Source organism: Bacillus sp. FSL W7-1085, from assembly GCF_038595035.1.
Classification (GTDB): Bacteria; Bacillota; Bacilli; order Bacillales; family Bacillaceae; genus Bacillus; species Bacillus altitudinis.
Map to the genome: position 1 here is coordinate 1087603 of NZ_CP152000.1, position 21339 is coordinate 1108941.

The following is a 21339-nucleotide window of genomic DNA, read 5'->3' on the forward strand; positions in this document are numbered from 1 at the left end:
CGGTAAATAAACTTAATTTTTCATATTTATTCCATTTTTATTTATAAAAAGAACCTCCCATTCAGGAGGTTTTTTTAGTGAACGTTAAAATATCGAGCTTCAGGATGAGAAACGACAATGGCTGAAACGGATGCTTCGGGCTCCATCATAAACCCTTCTGTGAGATGAATCCCGATTTTTTCTGGCTGCAGCAGATGGAATAGTTTTTCTTGGTCTTCTAGATTAGGGCACGCTGGATAGCCAAAGGAATAGCGCTGACCTTGATATTTGGCTTGGAACCGTTTCTCCATCGTGAAATCGACTGGGTCTGGGAATCCCCATTTATCACGAATTACTTGGTGCGTTCGTTCAGCCAATCCTTCTGCAAGCTCAAGTGCTAAAGCTTGGACCGCATGCATTTTTAAATAGTCACCCTCTTGTTTAAATTGCTGCGCAACCTCTCGTATGCGGGTACCAGCCGTCACTGCAAATAAGGCGATATAATCTTTCTCGTTCTCTCCGCTTTTCCGCACATAATCAGAAATAGACCGGTACGGAAGTTTTTCCTGTCTTGGAAATTGGAATGTCTCAATGACGCGGTCAGGCGCTTCTGGATCATAGATATGCAGGTCATTCCCATTTGAATTGGCAGGGAAGAATTGATAGACGAATGCAGGTGCAAACCAGTTTTTCTCTCTGCCTTCTTGAAGAAGATCTGTGATCAGCTGTTTTAACTCCAATGCTTTTGGATGCTGTTCAGCCAAGAGCTTTTTGACCTTTCCTTTTAAACCGAGATGATGGCCGATCAGCATTTGCTCATTGACATAGGGCATAATGTGGTGCAAATCAATATCCCGTACATAATGGCGTTTCGTATTTTCTGGTGTGAAAATCGCTGCCTCCGGAAGTGTCGCGCGTTTTTCTAGTAATTCAATCACGGCTTTTGGCTGCGTTGTTTCTTTTTCCTTATGGAGTGTTTCTTGATCCTCTAAGGGTTTTGTTTGAAATTGAAGAGGGTTCGCTCTTAATTCATTCGCTAAAGACAGGCCGTCCATTGCATCTTTGGCGTAAAGGACGGGGCCATCATATTGAGGCGAAATTTTCATCTTCGTAAACTTCCGTGAAAGCGCCGCGCCGCCCACCAAAATGGGAACAGAGATGTTTGCTTTTTGTAAATCTTGAGCGGTCAAGACCATTTGCTGTGCTGATTTGACAAGTAAACCTGATAATCCAATCATATCTGGCTTTTCTTTTTGCACCGCTTCAATCAATGTTTGTGGGGTTACTTTGATTCCGAGATCGACGACGTGAAAGCCATTATTGCTCAAAATGATGTCGACCAGGTTTTTCCCTATATCATGGACATCGCCTTTGACGGTGGCGAGGAGAATCTTCCCTTTGCCGCTTGCGTCCTTTTTCTCCATAAATTGCTCAAGGTATGAAACAGATGCTTTCATGACCTCAGCGGATTGGAGGACTTCAGCTACAATCAATTCGTTTTGATTAAAAAGGCGCCCAACCTCTGACATTCCCTGCATTAATGGTCCATTGATGATATGAAGAGGTGATTCAAATTTCTCCAAAGCAAGGGCCAAATCATCAATCAGGCCTTCTTTCGTCCCTTCGACGACATAGAGTGCCAGCCTTTCATCAAGTGATAAGGAGATCTTTGGTTTCTTCTCTGTTTTCTTTTTCCCGCGATAAAATTGGGTGAACTCAGCAAGGGTTTGATCATTTGTTTCATAAAGTAAAGTTTCAGCCAGCTTGATTTCTTCCTTTGGAATTGAAGCGAAGCGTTCAAGCTTTTCAGTATTCACGATCGCATAATCAAGCCCTGCTTTTACGCAGTGATACAAATAAACGGCATTCAATATTTCTCTGCCAACTGGCGGGAGTCCGAAAGACACGTTACTAATGCCTAAAATGGTGAGACATTCAGGCAGTGCTGCTTTGATTCGCTCAATGCCTTTAATCGTCTCTTCAGCAGCACCAATATACTGTTCGTCTCCAGTACCTACTGGAAAGACAAGCGGGTCAAAAATGATATCACTCGCAGGGATTCCATATTTTTTCGTGAGCAGGTCATGCGATCTTACGGCAATCTCAAGTTTTCGATCTGCTGTGACGGCCATCCCTGTTTCATCGATTGTTCCCACAACAAGTGCGCCGCCATATAGCTTGACAAGCGGAAGAATCTCTTCAAAGCGCTCTTCTCCATCCTCTAAATTAATAGAATTGATAATGGCTTTTCCTTGAGAATACATGAGTGCTTTTTCGATGACATGTTTATCGGTTGAATCAATGACAAAAGGAGCTTTCACTTTTTTCATGGCTTCTTTTAAAAAGCCTTCCATGTCTGCTATCTCATCACGATCAGGGTCTGCTAGGCACACATCAATGACGTGAGCGCCATTTTTCACTTGAGCACGAGCAATTTCTGCTGCCTCTTCAAACTTTTGTTCTGCGATGAGCCGTTTGAATTTGCGTGAACCAATGACATTTGTGCGCTCACCAACAAAGAGGGGGCGCATCGCTTCTTCATAAATGAGGGGCTCGATGCCTGATACGGTATGCGGTGATGACTCATGCGTCATGCTGCGGGGCTGAAGCGAACGTACTTCATCTGACAATGCCTGAATATGTGCAGGCGTTGTACCGCAGCAGCCGCCGACGATATTTAACCAGCCTTCTTTTGCAAAAGCGGCAATTTTTTTAGCAAGCGAAGCAGGGGATTCGTGATATTGCCCTTCTTCATCAGGGAGACCAGCGTTTGGATAGCAGCTGACAGCCGACTTTGAGATGGAGGAGAGTGTACGGATATGGTCTGTCATAAATTCTGGACCAGTTGCACAGTTTAAACCGACGCTGATTGGTTTCATATGCTCAAGTGAGATATAAAAGGCTTCAATATCTTGACCGGCAAGGGTGGTGCCCATTGGTTCAATCGTCCCTGACACCATCAGTGGTAGCTCAATACCGGTTGCGTGAAAGGCTTCTTGAATGCCTTTAAATCCAGCTTTGACATTCAGCATGTCTTGACTTGTTTCTAAAAGAAGAGCATCACATTTTCCATCAATCAGGGCGCGGGCTTGTTCTTCGTAATTTGCAACGAGCTCTTCAAACGTTGTGCCGCCTGTCACGGATAATGTTTTTGTAGTGGGTCCCATTGCGCCTACAACAAAGCGGGGCCAGTCTGGTGTCGACAAACGGTCTGCTTCACGCTTTGCCAGCTGAGCTGCTTTTACGTTCAATTCATAGGCGAGATGGCCAAGTCCATATTCATCGAGAACGAGCTTCGTCGCGCCGAATGTATTTGTTTCGATTAAATCTGCACTTGCTTCAAGATATTGCCGGTGAATCGTGGAGATAATATGAGGGGCTGTGACGTTCAAATATTCGTTACACCCCTCATACTCTTCTCCGCCGAAATCCTCTGCTGTGAGATCGGCGTTTTGAATCATTGTGCCCATTGCACCGTCAAGGACGAGGATGCGTTTTTTGAGCTGTTCAGTGATAGTTGGCATGGATGTTTGGCTCCTTTTCTTTCTGATGGATGTAAGTTGTCAGTTCTGCTGTTAAATCTGATCGAAGGAAAGGGGTAATTAAATAGATACCATTAAACAATTCGCAGGCTGTATCTAATAAAGAACGGGCAATCGCTAACCCTTCTGTCCGCTGCTTTTCTTTATCTTCGCCTGCCTTTGCCATAATCTCACGAATCGAGTCAGACAATTTAATGCCGGGAATTTCATGATGAATAAACTCAGCATTTCGGCTGCTTGTTAGCGGCATAATACCGATGTAAATCGGTTTATCCAAATGTCGGCTTTCTTCATGAATCTTCACAAGCTGTTCCTCAGAGTAAACAGGTTGTGAAATAAAATAATCGGCACCATATTCGATTTTCTTCTCGAGGCGTTTGACCGCTTTATCAATATGACGGACATTGGGATTAAACGCACCAGCCACAGAAAAATTAGTCTTTTTCCCGAGCGGCTTCCCGGAGAAAGATAGTCCCTCGTTAAATTGTTTGATCAGACGGATCAAATCAAAGGAGGTTAAATCATACACAGATGTCGCACCTGGGAAGTCTCCAATTTTAGACGGATCGCCTGTGATGGCTAAAATATCGGTTAGTCCAAGCGTGTCTAGCCCCATTAAATGAGATTGGAGTCCAATCAAATTGCGATCACGACATGTGATATGGACAAGTGAACGCATATCAAGCTGCTGTTTTAATAAAGCGCCGCATGCCACATTGCTAATACGCGGGGTAGCTAGAGAGTTATCGGCCAGTGTGAGGGCATCAATGCCTGCACTTTTTAATTCGTTCGCTGCGATAAGGAATTTTTCAAAGTTCAGCTTCTTCGGCGGGTCCAGCTCGACGATAATCGAACGTTTTTTCACAGCAAGCTCGTCAAGACCTGGTTCTGTTCGTTGATCTTGGATGGAAATGATTTCTTCTTTTAATACTTTCACTTCTTTTTCGGTGATAGGTGCTAAATCTTTGACCGCCTCAGCCATGGCGCTAATATGCTGAGGGGTTGTTCCGCAGCAGCCTCCAATGATTCGTGCACCTTGATTTCTAAACTCAAGTGCACTTTTTCGGAAATAATCATTATCTGTATCATAGACGAGTCTGCCTTCTTCAAGGGAGGGGAGACTACTGTTTGGATAGACAGATAAATGCGAATTTTGCAAAAGTGGAACGCCTTCAAGTGCCTGAATCATATGATAAGGGCCTAATCGGCAGTTAATGCCGACGACATCAGCGCCAAGTGAGGATAATTCAGATAAACCGTCTTTTAGCGGTGTACCGTCCTGTAAAACACCTTGCTCATGCATGGAGACGTTCATGACAATCGGAAGCGCTGTTTCTTTGCGAGCAATCTCAAGAACGGCTTTTGCTTCTTCAATATCGTAATACGTTTCAAGCAGTAACCCATCAGGCTCTTCATTTAAAAGGATATAGAGCTGTTCTCTAAAGCTCCGTTTAATCTCGTCTAAAGAGTAGGCATTTTTGTTAAATGTTCGAATGCCGCCGATCGTTCCGAGGACATAAGCTGAGCCAGCGGCTGCTTTGGCAATTTGTACAGCTTTTGTGTTGATGCGTTTTGTTTCTTCCTCTAAACCGTAGCGGGATAGTTTAATATAATTCGCACCGTATGTGTTCGTTTGAATAATGTCCGCTCCAGCTTGCACATATGCTTCGTGCACTCTTTTGACTTCATCTTCTTTTGATAAATTTAATTCTTCAAAGCAGCGGTCAATGCCATAAGAGTATAAAAGTGTTCCCATTGCTCCATCAGCAATCAGTACGCGATTTTGTAAGTCTTGTAATAGGCCCATTGGTTTCCTCCTTATTTCTATGTAACAAAAAAAGCCTTCTGATAAGAAGAAGACTTTTTGGCTGTATTGAAATTCTTCTCCTTATCTTCCAAGCAGTTGCTTGCTGGATTTAGCACCTTGGTCATAGAAAATAGATTTCTACTACACCGGTTGCTGAGGCTTCACAGGGCCAGTCCCTCTGCCTCTCTTGATAAGAAAGCGATATGAACATGTCAATGAATTGAACTTCCATCAACTGTATCGAAAAAATCGGAAATAATCAATGGAAAATTTGAAATTTATCGAAAATTTATAAATTGGACGTCAATCGGTAAATCTGCCTTGCGCATGAGCGCCATCACTTCTTGTAAATCATCTTTATTTTTTCCTGTCACACGCACTTGGTCATCCTGAAATTGCGACTTTACTTTTAAACCAGATTGTTTGATCAAGGCATTGATCTTTTTGGCATTGTCCTTATCAATCCCGCTAATCAGCTTTGCACGCTGGCGAACGGTTCCACCTAGGGCATGTTCTGTTTTTCCATAGTCAATGTTTTTAGTCGGTACGTTTCGTTTAATCAGTTTTGTCACAAGGACATCCTTTAGCTGCTCCAGCTTGAAGTCATCATCAGAAATGAGAACGAGTTCTTCTTTTTCTAGTGAAATATCACTTTTACTTCCTTTAAAATCATAACGGTTTTTAATTTCTTTCAGTGCTGCTTGAATGGCGTTTTGCACCTCTGGCAGCTCCACCTTCGATACAATATCAAATGAACTTTCTTTTGCCATCACATATGACCTCCAACTATAGATATTGCGTCTATTTTATCATGCCCATAGGGGAAGAAGAAACTTTATCGAAGAGAGTTCAGATGTATGCGGTATAATTCAAGTGCAGTTTGTCCACTTTAGCTAACAGAACTAGAGATGTTCATGATGACAGAAGTATAGTAGAATAAAGTGAATCAAAAGATGAACGAACGCTCTTTTAAGGGCAGATAGGAAGGAAGAGAACATGAGACCAGGTGAGCAACTGACCTTGCAAATAGATAACGAGATGGAATACGGCTACTTTTTAACAGATGGCGAAGATTCTGTTCTCCTACATCGCAGTGAGATGACAGAGGATATTGGAGATCGTGATGAAGTAGAGGTCTACTTATATGTAGATCATGAGGAAAGACTGGCAGCGACGATGAAAATTCCTAAAATCAATGCACATACATACGACTGGGTAGAAGTCGTAGACGTTGTAGAAGATATGGGTGCTTTTGTCGATATAGGTTTGTCAAAGGATGCACTTGTTGCAACTGAACACCTCCCGCCTTTTGAGGAAGCGTGGCCGAAAAAAGGCGACAAACTATACTGTATGCTCAAAGTGACAAGTTACGGGAGAATGTTCGCAAAACCAGCCACTGAAGATGTGATCAGTGAATTATTTACTGAGGCGCCAGAAACGTTAATGAACAAAGAAATTACGGGAACGATTTATCGCTTAATTGCGACAGGTTCTTTTATGCTGACAGATACAGGCGTGCGTGGGTTTATCCACCGCACGGAACGAAAGGAAGAGCCTAGATTAGGATCGACCGTGACAGGACGTGTCATTGCAGTGAAAGAGGACGGAACCGTGAACGTTTCTCTGCTTCCTAGAAAACAGGATGCATTATCTGTCGATGCAGAAGAAATCTTAACTTATATGAGAACGAGAAACGGTGCAATGCCTTACGGGGATAAAAGTGATCCAGAAGATATCCGGGAAAGATTTCAAATGAGCAAAGCAGCCTTCAAACGAGCATTAGGTCATCTGATGAAAAATGATCTTGTTTACCAAAAAGAAGGATGGACATACGAGAAAAAGTGAGCATTTGCTCGCTTTTTTTATTTTTATCATAAATAATGGTTTTTTTCAGTGAAAAAAGTCATGAAAAAAGCTGAAAATCCTTCACTTTATCATTGAAACAATGCCTCTCAAATCCGATAAATAAGGGGTAGGATGATAAAAGGAGTGTGTTTTTGGATGAAAGTGAAGATTTCATTACTTCTGATGGCAGCGATGATCATGGTACTCGCCTCATGCAGCAATCAGCAGGGAGGACCACCGATATCAAATGCGAAGCATATTGGTGTCATGCTGACGGATGATGGTCTTGGTGATCAATCATTTAACGATTCATCATTTAAAGGATTAGAAAAAGCACGTGATGAGCTTGGCATTGAATTCGATTATAGAGAAATTGCAGAAACCGATACATATGAAAAAGGGCTGACCGAGCTTGTGAAAGATGGAAATGACCTGATCATCGGTGTAGGTTTCAGTATGCAAGAAGACTTAGAAAAGGTAGCGAAAAAATATCCGAAAAAGCAATTTTTACTCATTGATGCTGTGTCTGAACTGAAAAATGTCACATCAGTGACTTTTAAAGAAGAGCAGGGCAGCTATCTAGCGGGAGCACTTGCTGCCATGACAACAAAAAGTGATGTCATTGGTTTTGTTGGCGGAGTCGATGCAGAGGTGATCCACCGATTTGAACAAGGCTATCAAAAAGGCGCAAAATCTGTGAATCCGAAAATCAAGGTCGTATCCACGTATGCTGGCACATTTAGTGATGCAGGCAAAGGCAGTAAAATAGCGAAAGACATGATCAAAAAGAAAGCAGATGTTTTATATGCTGCAGCCGGTTATACGGGTGTTGGTGTATTAAAAGAAGCGCAAACGCAAGGCAAATATGCAATCGGCGTGGACAGCGATCAGTATTATACAGCTGAAAAAGCCGTTATTTCGTCTATGGTCAAAAAAGTAGATGAAGTCGTCTATCAATTCAGCGAACAGCTCGTCAAAAGCAGCAAAATCAAAAGCGGGCATATCGTTTATGACTTAAGTAATGACGGAATCGATATGGCAAGAATCCGGGTGCTCAAAGATGCTGAGAAATTGACCAAAAAATTAAATGGACTGAAGCAGACACTTCTGAAAGAAGAGGGGGCAGCATCATGAGCTTACGCATCAAAATTTTGCTCAACTCACTCATTTCACTTCTTTTAGCGGTTGGCGTAATTGCCTTTATTATTGTGAGCATGACAAAGATTCAGTCATCAAGCGAAACAGAAGTTCAAACCTTACTGAACGTACAAAAAACGAAGGCCAGCTTTGAAAGTGTCGAACAAGCCATGACCAATTATTCCATGACCCTTTCAGATGAACAGCTAGAGGTCGTTCAAAGCGATATATCGACAGCGAAAAAACAGCTGCAAACGTTAAACAAAAACGCAGGAAATATGAACAAAGAAGCCCTAACACGGTTAAATTCAAAGTTTGACACATGGACGCAAGAAGCAAACAATGCCATTGGTGAAAAAAATGCCTCTGATGCCAGACGAGTAGCTGCCAGAATTGACGGTGTTTTAAACGACGTGCATACGATGAATAAAAGAGCACAAGAAGCGTATGAATACCATTTAGAGGAGGCGGCAGACAATGTGCAAAGGATCATCACAAGCGCATCTGTCGCAGCCCTCACGCTGATGGTCATCGCCGTCTTTTTAAATATTGGTTTAACGAGATCCATTGTGACGCCAATCAAATCCCTTTCTTACCGGGCAAAACAGATTGCCGAAGGAAACCTCGCTGTGGAGCGGATGAACATCAAGCGGAAAGATGAAATCGGCGGATTAAATGAGTCGTTCAATCAAATGACGGATCAGCTGATTAGCTTGATTCAAGAGATCAGCCATGTCTCAAGCCAAGTAGAATCATTCTCGATTCAGCTAGATGATGAAAACAAAAAGCTTATGGAATCAGCCAATCAAGTGTCTGTATCGACAGACGAAATGGCGAATGGTTCACAAGCGATTTCAGAAGACCTTCAGCATGGCGTTAGTTTGATTGAGAAAATGGATTCACATGGCCGTAAGAATTCCGAAAGATCACATACAGTCATCCGTAGTACAGAGGATGCCATTGAAGCGGTGGAAAGCGGAAAGAACACGTTAACAGAAACAAAAGCAGCCATTGAAAAAAATACACGTGCGACGAGACAAATTGAAGAGTCTGCAGGAGAATTCACTCAGTACGCAAGCGGAATCTCCGCAATGGCCAAAACGGTTTCTGATATTGCGGACCAGACAAACCTCCTCTCGCTCAATGCGGCGATTGAAGCGGCAAGAGCAGGAGAAGCTGGCAAAGGGTTTGCCGTCGTAGCGGACGAAATCCGTAAGCTGGCAGATGAATCGTCTCGTGCAACAAGACAAATTTTTGACATGGTGAGTCATATTGAAAAAGGCATTCAATCCATTAGCCAAACTGTACAAGAAGGGGTCAAGCTATCACTTCAGCAGCAAGATGCAATGGACAAAACCTCACACTCCTTTGAAGATATAGAAACAAAAGCACAACATATTAAGCAAGAAATGGCGGTCTTAAATGACCAAATTATTCAATCAACAGAGCTTGGCGGACAAGTGCTGCACTCGATTGAAAATATTAGTGCCGTTGTAGAAGAAACGGCAGCGGGCAGCGAAGAAATTTCTGCCTCGGCAAACGAACAACTGCAATCTTTCCATCAAATGAACAAACAAGTAGAAGAACTGATGAGTATGACAGCAAGGTTAAACGAAACCGTTCACCGATTTAAGCTATCATAAGAAAAGCACCCTTCCCGTGATGTTTCAGGGAAGGGTGCTTTTTATGATGGGCTGCCTGTAAAGAAGATGGCAAGTGTGCTAGGGCCTGAGTGGGACCCAACAGCCGCTCCGATGACCTGGATGTCGATTTCTTTTGGGTGAAATTCCGCTTCGATTAATTGTCTCATTTCTTCTGCAAGTGCAGGGTCATCTCCATGACTAATGCCAACAGTTTGACTAGACCAGTCAGATCCGCGTTCTTTCATCAGCTCGATAATGCGTTTCAATAATTTTTTACGGCCACGAATTTTTTCAAGGGGTATCAGTTTTCCATCCTCAACGTGTAAAATGGGTTTAATACTTAACAATCCGCCAACAAATGCGGACGCTTTACTGATTCTTCCGCCTCTTGCTAAATACGATAAATCGTCTACAGTAAAAATATGTTGCAAAGATTCACAAAAATGCTTTACAGACGTTTCAATTTCTTGTATTGTATTTCCGTCAATGGCAAGTGATTGAGCGTGTTTGATAGCTAGTCCATAACCAAGTGAAGCACATTTAGAATCAATGATTCGTAAATCGAAATCAGGGTATTCTTCCTTCACTTCGTTTGCCATCATCACAGCGGTTTGGTATGTACCTGAAAGCTCTGATGAAAAGGCAACATAGATAGCGGATGTATGGGTTTGGGCTGCAGAAACAAAGGCTTCTTTGATCCGGTTCGGTGAAGCTTGTGATGTTTTTGGACTTGCGCCTTGTCTCATCGCATCAAATACTTGTTTTGGTTCAATGGTGATCAAATCCTCAAATTCCTGCTCGCCGAGTAATACACGAAGCGGAATGAGTGTCATGTTTTGTTCATCATAATAAGAAAGAGGCAGATCAGCAGCACTGTCTGCTATGATATGAACAGTCATCAAAATCCCTTCTTTCTAAAAAAATCAACCATATTTTACATCTTTTTAGCCTAACTATATCATAGAAAATCATTTTTTCGTGTTCAAATTCTAAATTTTAGGGAAAACCATAGAGAGAATGGTAAGTGGAGGAATGACAACATGTTCATTGGAGAAGCAAAAAAATTCATCGTCGTCGTCATTGGTGCCTTACTCAATGCGATTGGGCTGAATTTATTTTTAATCCCTGCTGACGTATATGCAAGTGGTTTTACAGGGGTTGCCCAGCTATTATCTAGTTTAATCGATCAATATGCACCGTTTTATTTATCAACAGGAATCCTATTATTTATTTTAAACATTCCGGTCGGCATTTTAGGCTGGATGAAGGTTGGTCGTTCCTTTACTTTGTATAGCATTATTAGTGTGGCACTGACAACGATTTTTCTCGGCATTTTACCAGAGACAAGTGTTTCTGAAGATATTTTATTAAATGCTGTATTTGGCGGAGTCATTTCTGCACTTGGCATTGGGATTACACTGAAATATGGGGCATCTACAGGCGGCCTTGACATTATTGCGATGATTTTAGCGAAATGGAAAGACAAACCAGTGGGCACGTATTTCTTCATTTTAAACGGAATTATCATTTTTACAGCAGGATTGTTACAAGGTTGGGAGAAAGCTTTATATACCCTTGTCACATTATATGTGACGACTAGGGTAATTGATGCTATCCATACGAGACATGAAAAGCTGACTGCCATGATTGTGACAAAGAAAGCAGATGAAATCAAAGAAGCCATTTATGGAAAAATGGTCAGAGGGATTACGACTGTTCCGGCAAAAGGGGCATTTACCAATGAACAAAAAGAAATGATGGTCATTGTCATTACAAGGTATGAGCTGTATGAACTTGAACAAATTATAAAGGAAGTCGATCCAAAAGCCTTTACAAATATTGTTCAAACAACCAATATTCTTGGATTTTTCAGACGAGATTAAAAGGTGGGTAGAAGATGAAAAAAGGGTTAGTGCTTTTTCTCGTTCTATTGGTTTTAACAGCTTGTGGACAACAAAAAAAGGATGAACCAGACAAGGAGGTATCCGGTCAAATGGGAGAAAAAACCGTTGTACTCACAGTAGACCCCGTCCAAAAAGGTTCTTCGGTTCAATTTCATATGTCACTAAAAAATGAATCAGATCGAGATATTGAATTCACGTTTAACACAAGCCAAAAATTCGAATTGAGTGTGTACGATGAAGACGGAAATGAAAAATACCGTTACTCGAAAGACCGTATGTTCACACAAGCCATCCAATCCTTTGTGCTGAAAGCAGATGAAACATATGACTTCCAAGATACGTGGTCAAACGGTGTGGAGCCGGGAACGTATGAAGCGGTCGTCACATTTAAAGGAAAAGCAGAAGGGCTAAAGCAAATCACTGAGAAGAAAACGTTCCAAGTGAAATAAGCATAAGAAAAGCTGTCCACAAAGCGGACAGCTTTTTTCGTTAAAGATCATCAAGCAGGTCTTGGAACGTATGCAGCTGGTTTCTTTCTGCATCTGTCGAATTAGCAAATGCAGATGATACGGCGTTTTTAGCTCGCTGAACTGCTTGTTGACGCTCTAAACCAGATGGAAATGAAGAAGTAAGGGCTTCCTCAGTAAATGATTTGGCTTGATCAAAAAGTTCGTTTCTCACAATGAACCTCCAGAAGCATCAGTCTTCATATTTCCCCTGTCCTCCGCAGCTTCTTCAAGTGTGGAACGATACGGAAAACGTGCGTCATGCAGACTGACTGAATCTTTACCTTGTTGTATAAAGCGTTTCGATTTGCTTCTTTTACCCATTCGGAATCCGCCCCTTTACACAAGCTGACAGGACAACCTGTCTAACGGTAGTATGCCCGCTTCGACCTGCTATGTATGAATGGAAAAATTAAAGCGAGAAGTAATTCGTTAGGAATTTTGCAATCCCATCTTGTTCATTCGTATCTGTCACTTCATTAGAGACGCGTTTCACTGCATCAATCCCGTTGCCCATGGCAACCCCGCATCCAGCAAATTCAAGCATCTCTAAATCATTGTCTTCATCTCCGAATGCCACAATTCGCTCCTGAGGCACCCCGTAATAATCACTAATTTTTTGCAGTCCAACGGCTTTATTCATACCTGTTTTAATGATTTCAATGACGTGCCACGGAGCAGCCCAGCGTCTGTGGTCAATCACTTCTGCATGAACATCTGTCAAATAGCTCCGGATCGCTCCGACGTCTTCTTCTTTTGCGTGAATTAAGACGCTTGTGACATTCTCTCCAAGATTGTCCCGAAGGTCTCCAACGGTCACTTTGTTTGCATTCATATTAAATATATCAATGAGCTTTTCATCATGATAATGGAAATACAAATCGTCTAGCACTTCAGCTAACACATTGTGCACTTTATATTCCTCACTAATATCCACAAGCTGTTTCACGACTTGAAGATCAAGTGATGTGTGAAATCTGCCCCATTTTTCATCAAGAGGATGATGGACAAAGGCTCCATTAAAGTTCACAATCGGTGAATCGAGCTGCAATTGCTGATAATAAGGAGAGCTGGAACGAAATGGCCGGCCAGTTGAAATACAGACATGATGCCCGCTGTCTTTCACTTTTTGAATGACATCAAGTGTGTGTGCAGAAATCGTTTTATCGTCTTTTAATAACGTGCCATCCAGGTCAAGTGCGATTAGATAAGGTTTAGTCTCCATAAAATCTCCTTTGATCTGTAAGTAATAGGAGGCAGCTGGTGCGGGTGCCTCCACCTATAGTGTATCTTTATCACATCTTCGTTGTCTACATGTTAAAATAAACAAAGACGGGAATGATAAAGGAGGATTCATAGGCTGTGATCACCATTGATGAGCAAATGACGCACGATATTCCATTTTTACATATCGTAAAAGCTGAAAATAAAGATAAACCGATGCCACTTGTATTTTTTATTCATGGATTTACAAGTGCACGAGAGCACAACTTACACTTCGCCTTTCATTTGGCGGAAAAAGGCATGAGAGTCATTTTACCTGACTGTGCTTATCATGGTGTAAGATCAGAAAACCTCAGCTTAGAGGAACTGGCATCAAAGTTTTGGGAAATCGTCCTGAACGAAATCCGTGAAATCGATATCTTAAAAACATATTTTCAAGAAAAACAATTGATTGAAGCCGATCTAATAGGTGTTGCAGGTACTTCCATGGGAGGCATCACGACCTTTGGTGCACTCGCAAAACATGATTGGATTAAAGTGGCAGTCAGCTTGATGGGCAGTCCGAAATATACGACATTCCTACAAGCACAAATTATGGACATGCGGCACAAAGGGTTGATGAAAGAGATTACAGATGAAGAGGTTCATCAGCAATTAGACGCGCTGCGCCCTTATGATTTAACGCTGCAAACAGATCGATTAAACAAAAGACCGCTGTTATTCTGGCATGCAGAAAACGATCCAGTTGTCCCTTACAGACATGCAAAAGCTCTTTATGACCAGTTAGCAGAAACCCAATATAAAGAAGATCCGCACTTGATTCGTTTTATCACAGATGGACAGGCTGGCCATAAGGTCTCAAGACAAGCAATGTTTGAAACCATTGACTGGTTTGTGACACACCTGAAAAGCACAAACGTTTAGCCAAAAGGAAAAGTACGTTATACTAGTTGAAAAAGGAGTGGATATCATGGATGAAGCATTGAAAGAAAATATTTTAGGCGCCCTAGAACAGGTGATTGACCCTGAGTTAAACGTAGACATCGTCAACCTTGGACTTGTCTATGATGTCGATCTTGATGAGAATGGAAAAGCGGATATCACGATGACTTTAACATCAATGGGGTGTCCCCTTGCACCAGTTATCGTCGATGAAGTCAAAAAAGCATTAAGTGACTTGCCTGAAGTGAAGGAAACTGAAGTTCACATCGTCTGGAATCCACCTTGGACACGTGACAAAATGTCAAGATACGCTAAAATTGCGCTTGGTATTCAATAAGTAAATACGAAAAATGCCTGGTATGAGTTGAACTCGTACCAGGTTTTTTTATGAAAAATTAAGGTAGAGGAGGAGTATGGCTTGATATAATGGATGTAATTTTATAGAACGGAGTACCTATAATGAAACGAAAGTGGATATGGATCGTTCTTTTGATGGGATATGGCGCTGCCTTTTTTGCATCAGTCTCTATACGTGAAGGTCAAGCACACAAAAGACAAGGATTTGATGCGTTTACAGATGTGAGTCACCTTATGCCGGTCAAAATAAAAAAAGTCGTGCAAGGAAAAGAAATAGAATCTTTAAAAGAAGTATTAGAAGAAGCAAAAGAGAAGAATCTGCCCATTTCAATCGCCGGAAAGCAGCATAGTATGGGCGGCCACACGTATTATGAAAATGGCATTGTACTAGACATGACGAAATTTCGCCGAATCGTGTCATTTAATGAAAAAAAGAAGACCATTCGGGTCCAGAGCGGCGCCACATGGGATGATATTCAAAAATATGTGAACCCATATGGTCTTGCAGTAAAGGTGATGCAATCTCAAAACATCTTTACGATTGGTGGCTCGTTAAGTGCAAATGCACATGGACGTGACATTCGCTACGGCTCACTTATTGACACTGTGCGCTCTTTCACACTGTTAAAAGCAGATGGAGAGATCATCACAGTAAAGCCTAGCGATGATTTATTTACTGCCGTGATTGGAGGATACGGCTTATTCGGTGTCATTTTAGATGTTGAGCTTTCCTTAACAAAGGATGAATTATATAAGATGGAGACAACCTCTTTACACTTCGATGAATACACTGATTATTTTCAAAAGCATGTAAAGAACAATAAAGAAGTGCGCATGCATCTCGCAAGAATCTCTACAGCGAAAACAAATTTTTTGAAAGAGATGTATGTGACGAATTATTCGCTTACTTCTGATCAACAGATTGATCCATACCGCGAGCTCAAAGAAGATCAGCTCGTCATCCCTTTAAAATTTATGCTCGGCCTTTCGAGAAGATTTGATATGGGGAAAGATTTGCTATGGAACTTGCAAAAGAAGTATTTTCAAAGTCAAAATGACCAGCTGATCACAAGAAATAACGTGATGCGGTCTGATTCTGCTTTTTTAGAATATGAAAATGAGTCAGATACCGATGTGCTTCAAGAATACTTTGTTCCAGTTGATCGTTTTCGTGCGTATATCGATGACATGAGAAGCTTTTTGCAACAGGAAGAATTGAATTTAATGAACATCACGATCCGCTACGTACAAAAAAATGAAAAAGCGGATCTCTCATATGCGAAAGAAGATATGTTTGCACTTGTTTTGTTAGTGAATTATGGTTTTGAGAAAGAAGAGAAGGCAGAAGCGGAGCGGGTCATCCGGCAAATGACAGATATCACCTTGCGGCACCATGGAAGCTATTACTTACCATACATGCCGTATCAAACGAAAGCACAAATGAAACAAGCTTATCCAAAAACCGATCTATTCTTTCAAAAGAAAAAGCAAGCAGATCCAGATGGCAGATTTATCAACTACTTTTATGAAAGGTACAATACACAATGAATGCTAAAGCAATGAAATGGTTCGTCTATTCACAAAGTCTACTGTTTTTCGCCAGTAGTCTCATTTTCCCTTTTTATATTCTTTTTATTAAAAATGTTGGGTCGAGCTATTCTCAATTTGGTCTTGCTTATGGTCTGTTTGGTTTGAGCGGTGCGTTCATTCATTTATTATTAGGAAAACTTCCTGAAACGACCGACAAGCGTCTCTTTTTAATCATTCATTCGTTTGGTATGGCGTTTCTTCTTCTACTTTTTCCACATATCACAGAAGTAGAGCAAGTTTATATGATTCAGCTTGCCTTAGGTGTGCTAGGTGGTGTTCAGAAGCACGGAGAGAAACTACTCGTCACCGAACTCACAAATGAGAAAAAGCGAATGAAAGAAGTTGGGCACTATCATTTTTGGACAGCGCTTTTTTCATCCATCGCCATTATGCTTGGCGGCCTGTTTGCTGATTTCTTCACCATTCATTTGATTTTTTATGCAAGTTCCCTATTATATTTATGCAGTGCGCTTCTGGTCCTCAATATGAAGAACAATAGATAAAATCCGCATGTCTCACGAAGATATGTGGATTTTTTTATGAAAAAAAATGAAAACAAATATTAAATATACAATTGAATTAATTTTTATACATGTTATAATGTTAAATAATTTCACAAAGATCAAGAGGGTGTATTGACGTTGAAAATAGGTATTATAGGTGCTACAGGGTACGGTGGTGCGGAATTAGTTCGTATCTTTAAGCAGCATCCACATGTGGAGGAATGTATATTGTATTCATCAAGTGGTGATGGGCAATTATACAGTCAATCTTATCCGCATCTGACAACGATTACTGACCAAACATTAAAAGCCATTGATCCGGCTGCCATTGTGCAAGAAACAGATGCTGTGTTTTTAGCGACACCAGCAGGCGTTTCAAGTGAACTCACACCGAAGCTCATGAATCAAGGGGTGCCAATTATTGATTTATCAGGTGACTTGCGCATTCAAGTTGGAACTGTTTATGAAGCGTGGTATAAACGAAGGGCAGCGGATGAAGCATCGGTTCAACAAGCTGTATACGGATTATCTGAATTGAATCGTGAAACCATTAAGCAAGCGGAAGTCATTGCAAACCCCGGCTGCTTTCCTACTGCAGTTCTTCTAGGTTTAGCACCGCTGATGAAACAGAATTTAATCGATGAATCTATGATCATAATAGATGCAAAAACCGGGGTGTCCGGTGCAGGACGATCAGCCTCACTTGGCACACATTTTTCAGAGCTGAACGATAACTTTAAAATTTATAAGGTGAATGAACATCAGCACACACCTGAAATAGAACAAATACTTAGAGAATGGAACCCGCAAACGGCGAACATCACATTTTCAACACACCTTGTCCCGATGACAAGAGGGATTATGGCGACGATGTATACACAATTGAAATCAGATGTCACAAAAGAAGAATTAATGAAACGGATGAAGGACTTTTATGAAGATTCCTATTTTGTAAGAGTGAGAGATCATGGGATATATCCGCAAACAAAAGAAGTATATGGCAGTAACTTCTGTGACATTGGTTTTCATTTAGATGAGCGAACAGGGAGACTGACGATTGTATCTGTGATAGATAATCTCATGAAAGGTGCAGCCGGCCAAGCGGTTCAAAACTTCAATATCATCAAAGGCTTACATGAAGAGGCGGGCCTCACAATGACACCTCTCTATCCATAAGAACAGGGGAGACAACAAACATGATCGAATTGAATGAAAAAAGTATTGTCAAAATAGACGGGGACGTATCATCACCAAAAGGTTTTGAAGCAAAGGGGATTCATATAGGATTACGCTATTCAAAAAAAGACCTTGGCTTGATCATCAGTGAAGTACCAGCAGCGAGTGCAGCGGTATACACTCAAAGTCACTTTCAAGCTGCGCCTCTTCAAGTCACACAAAAAAGCTTAAAAAAGACGGGCAAACTAAAAGGTGTCATTGTCAATAGTGCCATCGCCAACGCATGCACAGGTGAACAGGGATTAAAAGATGCATACGACATGCAGGCAGCCTGTGCAGACATGTTAGGCACAGAGCCTGATTACATTGCCGTTTCTTCTACTGGTGTCATTGGAGAGTGTCTGGATATGGATAAAATCAAAACAGGCATCGCTCAGCTAAAAGAAGCAAAAGCAGGAAATGGCCACTTTGAAGAAGCGATTTTAACAACAGATACAGTCATTAAAAATACGACATACTCCTTGACGATAGACGGGAAAGAGATTCTCATTTCAGGTGCAGCAAAAGGCTCTGGTATGATTCATCCGAACATGGCAACAATGCTCGGGTTTGTCACAACCGATGCAAATGTCGAACAAGAAGCTTTGCAAAATGCTCTTCGTGACATTACAGATGTGACGTTTAATCAAATTACCGTCGATGGAGAAACATCAACTAACGATATGGTGCTTGTGATGGCAAATGGAATGGCAGAAAACCAGGCACTGAATGAAGAACATCCAGAATGGCCATTGTTTAAAGAAGGATTAAAACTAGCCTGTGAAGATCTAGCAAAAGAGATTGCAAGAGACGGAGAAGGCGCAACTAAATTAATCGAAGCGAAAGTTGTTGGTGCTAAAAACAACTTAGAAGCGGGTATTATTGCAAAAAAAATCGTAGGTTCAAGTCTTGTGAAAACAGCCGTATACGGTACGGACGCCAACTGGGGACGGATTATCGGAGCAATCGGTCATAGCGCAGCTTCTGTCACGCCAGAAGAGGTTGAAGTTTACTTAGGCGGGCAATGTCTGTTTAAACATAATGAACCTCAGTCTTTCTCAGAAGAGGAAGCAAAAGCGTATCTAGAGCAGGATGAGATTACGATTTTCATTCAAATGAATGAAGGAAATGGTGAAGCGGCAGCATGGGGCTGTGACCTTACCTATGATTATGTGAAAATTAACGCGAGCTATCGCACATAATGAAGGAGATAGACATGGATAAAACGATCGTGTTCAAGTGTGGAGGCAGTGTCATTCGAGAACTTTCCGATACCTTTTATGAAAATGTCCGCTCACTTCAAGCTGCTGGATTTAAACTGGCTATCGTACATGGCGGGGGTCCTGAAATCACGAGCATGCTGCAAAAATTAGAAGTGAAAACGGAATTTGTAGATGGACAGCGCAAAACAACAAAGCCGGTGTTAGAGGTAGCCGAAATGGTCCTTTCAGGAACGGTAAATAAATACTTTGTTTCAGAGTTGGCAAAGCATGATATATCATCTGTCGGTGTATCTGGTAAAGATGGACAGATGCTTGTCGCCGATTTTCTCGATCAAGATGTATATGGGTACGTTGGCGAAATCAAAGAAGTCAATCCAGAGATGGCAGAAGCACTAATGGAGAAACAATTCATTCCCGTCATCGCGCCGCTATCTATGACCGAAGAATGCCAAACGTTAAATGTAAATGCTGATCTTGCAGCATCAGCAGTCGCAGGAGCTATGAAAGCTGATAAGCTCATGTTTGTCACAGATGTGGAAGGAATTTTAAAAAATGGTGAGCTGTTAGACGTTGTCACCGAACAAGAAGCTCTCAAGCTCATCGATGAAGGTATTATTTCCGGGGGAATGATTCCAAAAGTGCAATCTGCGCTAAGTGCTTTATCGGGAGATGTGGATGAAGTCATGATTGTGAATGGAAAAGGTAGTATTTTTACAGGAGATACCTTTAAAGGAACTCGAATTGTAAAACAAAAGGAGGCGGTCCTGTGAGTCATCTCTTTCAAACGTACGGACGGTGGAATGTTGAAATTAAAGAGGCAGAAGGTTCTTGGGCAGTTGATACAACTGGGAAAAAATATTTAGACTTTATACAAGGCATTGCGGTCACGAATTTAGGTCACAATCATCCAAAGGTCAATCAAGCCATCAAGAAGCAGCTTGACGAGGTCTGGCACGTATCAAATCTATTTGAAAATGGACTGCAAGAAAAAGCAGCGGAAAAGCTGGCAGCCAACAGTTCAGGAGATCTCGTATTTTTCTGCAACAGCGGGGCTGAAGCGAATGAAGGGGCTATCAAATTGGCCCGAAAAGCAACAGGTAAAACAAATATTGTGACGTTTTTGCACTCTTTCCATGGGCGCACGTATGCTGGTATGGCTGCCACAGGTCAAGATAAAATCAAAACTGGTTTTGGACCGATGCTGGAAGGCTTTCATTATGTACCGTTTAATGACCCTGAAGCGATCACAGCGTGTGAAATCGATGATGTCGCAGCGGTCATGCTGGAAGTGGTGCAAGGTGAAGGTGGAGTGAATCCAGCTACAGCTGAATTTCTAGAAGCCGTTCAAACGTTTTGCAAAAAACATCAAGCACTGCTAATTGTAGATGAAATCCAAACGGGTATTGGTCGAACAGGGACAGCATTTGCCTATGAGCAATCGGGACTTGATCCTGATATTATTTCAGCCGCAAAAGGTTTAGGAAATGGGTTTCCAGTAGGTGCAGTGATAGGGAAAAAAGCTTTAGGGGATGCATTTTCTCCAGGCTCTCATGGCACAACATTTGGTGGCAATATGCTCGCTATGTCAGCTGTGAACGCAACTCTTGATGTAATATTTAAAGAAGACTTTCTTTCAGAAGTGAAAGAAAAGGGTGCGTACCTCTTAAAGAGACTGCAAGAAGTCAAGCAGCTGAACATCGTGAAAGAAGTACGTGGCAAAGGATTAATGGCAGGAATTGAGTGTCATCAGCCAGTAGGTGATTACATCACAGCCCTTCGAGAGCAAGGTTTGCTTGTGCTTCCAGCTGGTCCGAATGTTATTCGATTATTACCTCCGCTGAATGTCAAAAAAGTTGAATTGGATCAAGCCATTGAAGCCATCATTCAAGTGTTAGCAAATGAAGCAGTAACGGTCTAAATTT

At 41.6% G+C, this 21339-nt stretch carries 20 protein-coding genes and 1 riboswitch; of the genes, 13 read left to right on the forward strand and 7 right to left on the reverse strand.

Annotated elements, in window-relative coordinates:
* Nucleotides 1–74: 74 nt before the first annotated feature.
* The 3 genes from metH to MKY11_RS05445 all read right to left on the reverse strand — a co-directional run bounded on the left by metH (nt 75) and on the right by MKY11_RS05445 (nt 6098).
* Nucleotides 75–3503 carry a methionine synthase gene (gene metH / locus MKY11_RS05435; RefSeq protein WP_342501923.1) on the reverse strand — a complete coding sequence of 1143 codons (3429 nt, stop codon included), beginning with the start codon at nt 3501–3503 and terminating at the stop codon, nt 75–77.
* On the reverse strand, nt 3487–5328 hold the full coding sequence (locus MKY11_RS05440) for a bifunctional homocysteine S-methyltransferase/methylenetetrahydrofolate reductase (RefSeq protein ID WP_096881227.1): 1842 nt from the start codon (nt 5326–5328) through the stop codon (nt 3487–3489). The genes metH and MKY11_RS05440 overlap by 17 nt, the downstream gene beginning before the upstream one ends.
* A gap of 78 nt (nt 5329–5406) precedes the next feature.
* A riboswitch (SAM riboswitch) is annotated at nt 5407–5525 on the reverse strand.
* An 81-nt stretch (nt 5526–5606) separates the two neighbouring features.
* Entirely contained in the window at nt 5607–6098 is a 492-nt protein-coding gene (locus MKY11_RS05445; protein WP_024720044.1) for a YajQ family cyclic di-GMP-binding protein, read from the reverse strand.
* A 226-nt stretch (nt 6099–6324) separates the two neighbouring features.
* On the opposite strand from MKY11_RS05445, the gene MKY11_RS05450 reads away from it, so the two are divergent.
* From MKY11_RS05450 to MKY11_RS05460, 3 genes are all read left to right on the forward strand, one after another.
* Complete coding sequence (locus MKY11_RS05450; protein ID WP_017360190.1) at nt 6325–7173, forward strand: S1 RNA-binding domain-containing protein; 849 nt, start codon at nt 6325–6327, stop codon at nt 7171–7173.
* A gap of 156 nt (nt 7174–7329) precedes the next feature.
* Nucleotides 7330–8307, forward strand: a complete 978-nt coding sequence (locus MKY11_RS05455; protein WP_025207132.1) for a BMP family ABC transporter substrate-binding protein — start codon at nt 7330–7332, stop codon at nt 8305–8307.
* Nucleotides 8304–9953, forward strand: a complete 1650-nt coding sequence (locus MKY11_RS05460; protein WP_342501924.1) for a methyl-accepting chemotaxis protein — start codon at nt 8304–8306, stop codon at nt 9951–9953. The genes MKY11_RS05455 and MKY11_RS05460 overlap by 4 nt, the downstream gene beginning before the upstream one ends.
* Before the next feature lie 41 nt (nt 9954–9994).
* Here the strand turns inward: MKY11_RS05460 and MKY11_RS05465 are convergent, their stop codons facing one another.
* On the reverse strand, nt 9995–10852 hold the full coding sequence (locus MKY11_RS05465) for a DegV family protein (protein ID WP_274660974.1): 858 nt from the start codon (nt 10850–10852) through the stop codon (nt 9995–9997).
* Nucleotides 10853–10993: 141 nt separating this feature from the next.
* Here MKY11_RS05465 and MKY11_RS05470 point away from each other — a divergent pair, with 141 nt between their 5' ends.
* Entirely contained in the window at nt 10994–11836 is an 843-nt protein-coding gene (locus MKY11_RS05470) for a YitT family protein (RefSeq protein WP_007499067.1), read from the forward strand.
* A 14-nt stretch (nt 11837–11850) separates the two neighbouring features.
* The gene (locus MKY11_RS05475) at nt 11851–12306 is read left to right on the forward strand and encodes a BsuPI-related putative proteinase inhibitor (RefSeq protein WP_008348542.1); all 456 of its coding nucleotides are present in this window, start codon (nt 11851–11853) and stop codon (nt 12304–12306) included.
* A 40-nt stretch (nt 12307–12346) separates the two neighbouring features.
* Here MKY11_RS05475 and MKY11_RS05480 read toward each other — a convergent pair whose 3' ends face one another.
* The 3 genes from MKY11_RS05480 to MKY11_RS05490 form a co-directional block, all read right to left on the reverse strand.
* Complete coding sequence (locus tag MKY11_RS05480) at nt 12347–12538, reverse strand: DUF3813 domain-containing protein (protein WP_008348541.1); 192 nt, start codon at nt 12536–12538, stop codon at nt 12347–12349.
* Entirely contained in the window at nt 12535–12687 is a 153-nt protein-coding gene (locus MKY11_RS05485; RefSeq protein ID WP_008348539.1) for a hypothetical protein, read from the reverse strand. Before MKY11_RS05485 ends, MKY11_RS05480 begins: the two co-directional genes overlap by 4 nt.
* Nucleotides 12688–12775: 88 nt before the next feature.
* A complete protein-coding gene (locus tag MKY11_RS05490) occupies nt 12776–13588 on the reverse strand; it encodes a Cof-type HAD-IIB family hydrolase (protein ID WP_039167379.1) in 813 nt (270 codons plus the stop codon).
* A 137-nt stretch (nt 13589–13725) separates the two neighbouring features.
* On the opposite strand from MKY11_RS05490, the gene MKY11_RS05495 reads away from it, so the two are divergent.
* From MKY11_RS05495 to MKY11_RS05530, 8 genes are all read left to right on the forward strand, one after another.
* On the forward strand, nt 13726–14511 hold the full coding sequence (locus MKY11_RS05495) for a prolyl oligopeptidase family serine peptidase (RefSeq protein WP_342501925.1): 786 nt from the start codon (nt 13726–13728) through the stop codon (nt 14509–14511).
* Nucleotides 14512–14557: 46 nt separating this feature from the next.
* A complete protein-coding gene (locus MKY11_RS05500) occupies nt 14558–14866 on the forward strand; it encodes a metal-sulfur cluster assembly factor (RefSeq protein WP_003211530.1) in 309 nt (102 codons plus the stop codon).
* Between the two features lie 122 nt (nt 14867–14988).
* Nucleotides 14989–16434, forward strand: a complete 1446-nt coding sequence (locus MKY11_RS05505) for an FAD-binding oxidoreductase (RefSeq protein WP_056407977.1) — start codon at nt 14989–14991, stop codon at nt 16432–16434.
* Entirely contained in the window at nt 16431–16979 is a 549-nt protein-coding gene (locus MKY11_RS05510) for an MFS transporter (RefSeq protein WP_047945533.1), read from the forward strand. Before MKY11_RS05505 ends, MKY11_RS05510 begins: the two co-directional genes overlap by 4 nt.
* Before the next feature lie 138 nt (nt 16980–17117).
* On the forward strand, nt 17118–18155 hold the full coding sequence (argC, locus tag MKY11_RS05515; protein WP_342501926.1) for an N-acetyl-gamma-glutamyl-phosphate reductase: 1038 nt from the start codon (nt 17118–17120) through the stop codon (nt 18153–18155).
* Between the two features lie 20 nt (nt 18156–18175).
* Nucleotides 18176–19396 carry a bifunctional ornithine acetyltransferase/N-acetylglutamate synthase gene (argJ, locus tag MKY11_RS05520; protein WP_039167371.1) on the forward strand — a complete coding sequence of 407 codons (1221 nt, stop codon included), beginning with the start codon at nt 18176–18178 and terminating at the stop codon, nt 19394–19396.
* Between the two features lie 14 nt (nt 19397–19410).
* A complete protein-coding gene (gene argB, locus MKY11_RS05525) occupies nt 19411–20187 on the forward strand; it encodes an acetylglutamate kinase (RefSeq protein WP_017360181.1) in 777 nt (258 codons plus the stop codon).
* Complete coding sequence (locus MKY11_RS05530; RefSeq protein ID WP_008348527.1) at nt 20184–21335, forward strand: acetylornithine transaminase; 1152 nt, start codon at nt 20184–20186, stop codon at nt 21333–21335. Before argB ends, MKY11_RS05530 begins: the two co-directional genes overlap by 4 nt.
* Nucleotides 21336–21339 lie beyond the last annotated feature (4 nt).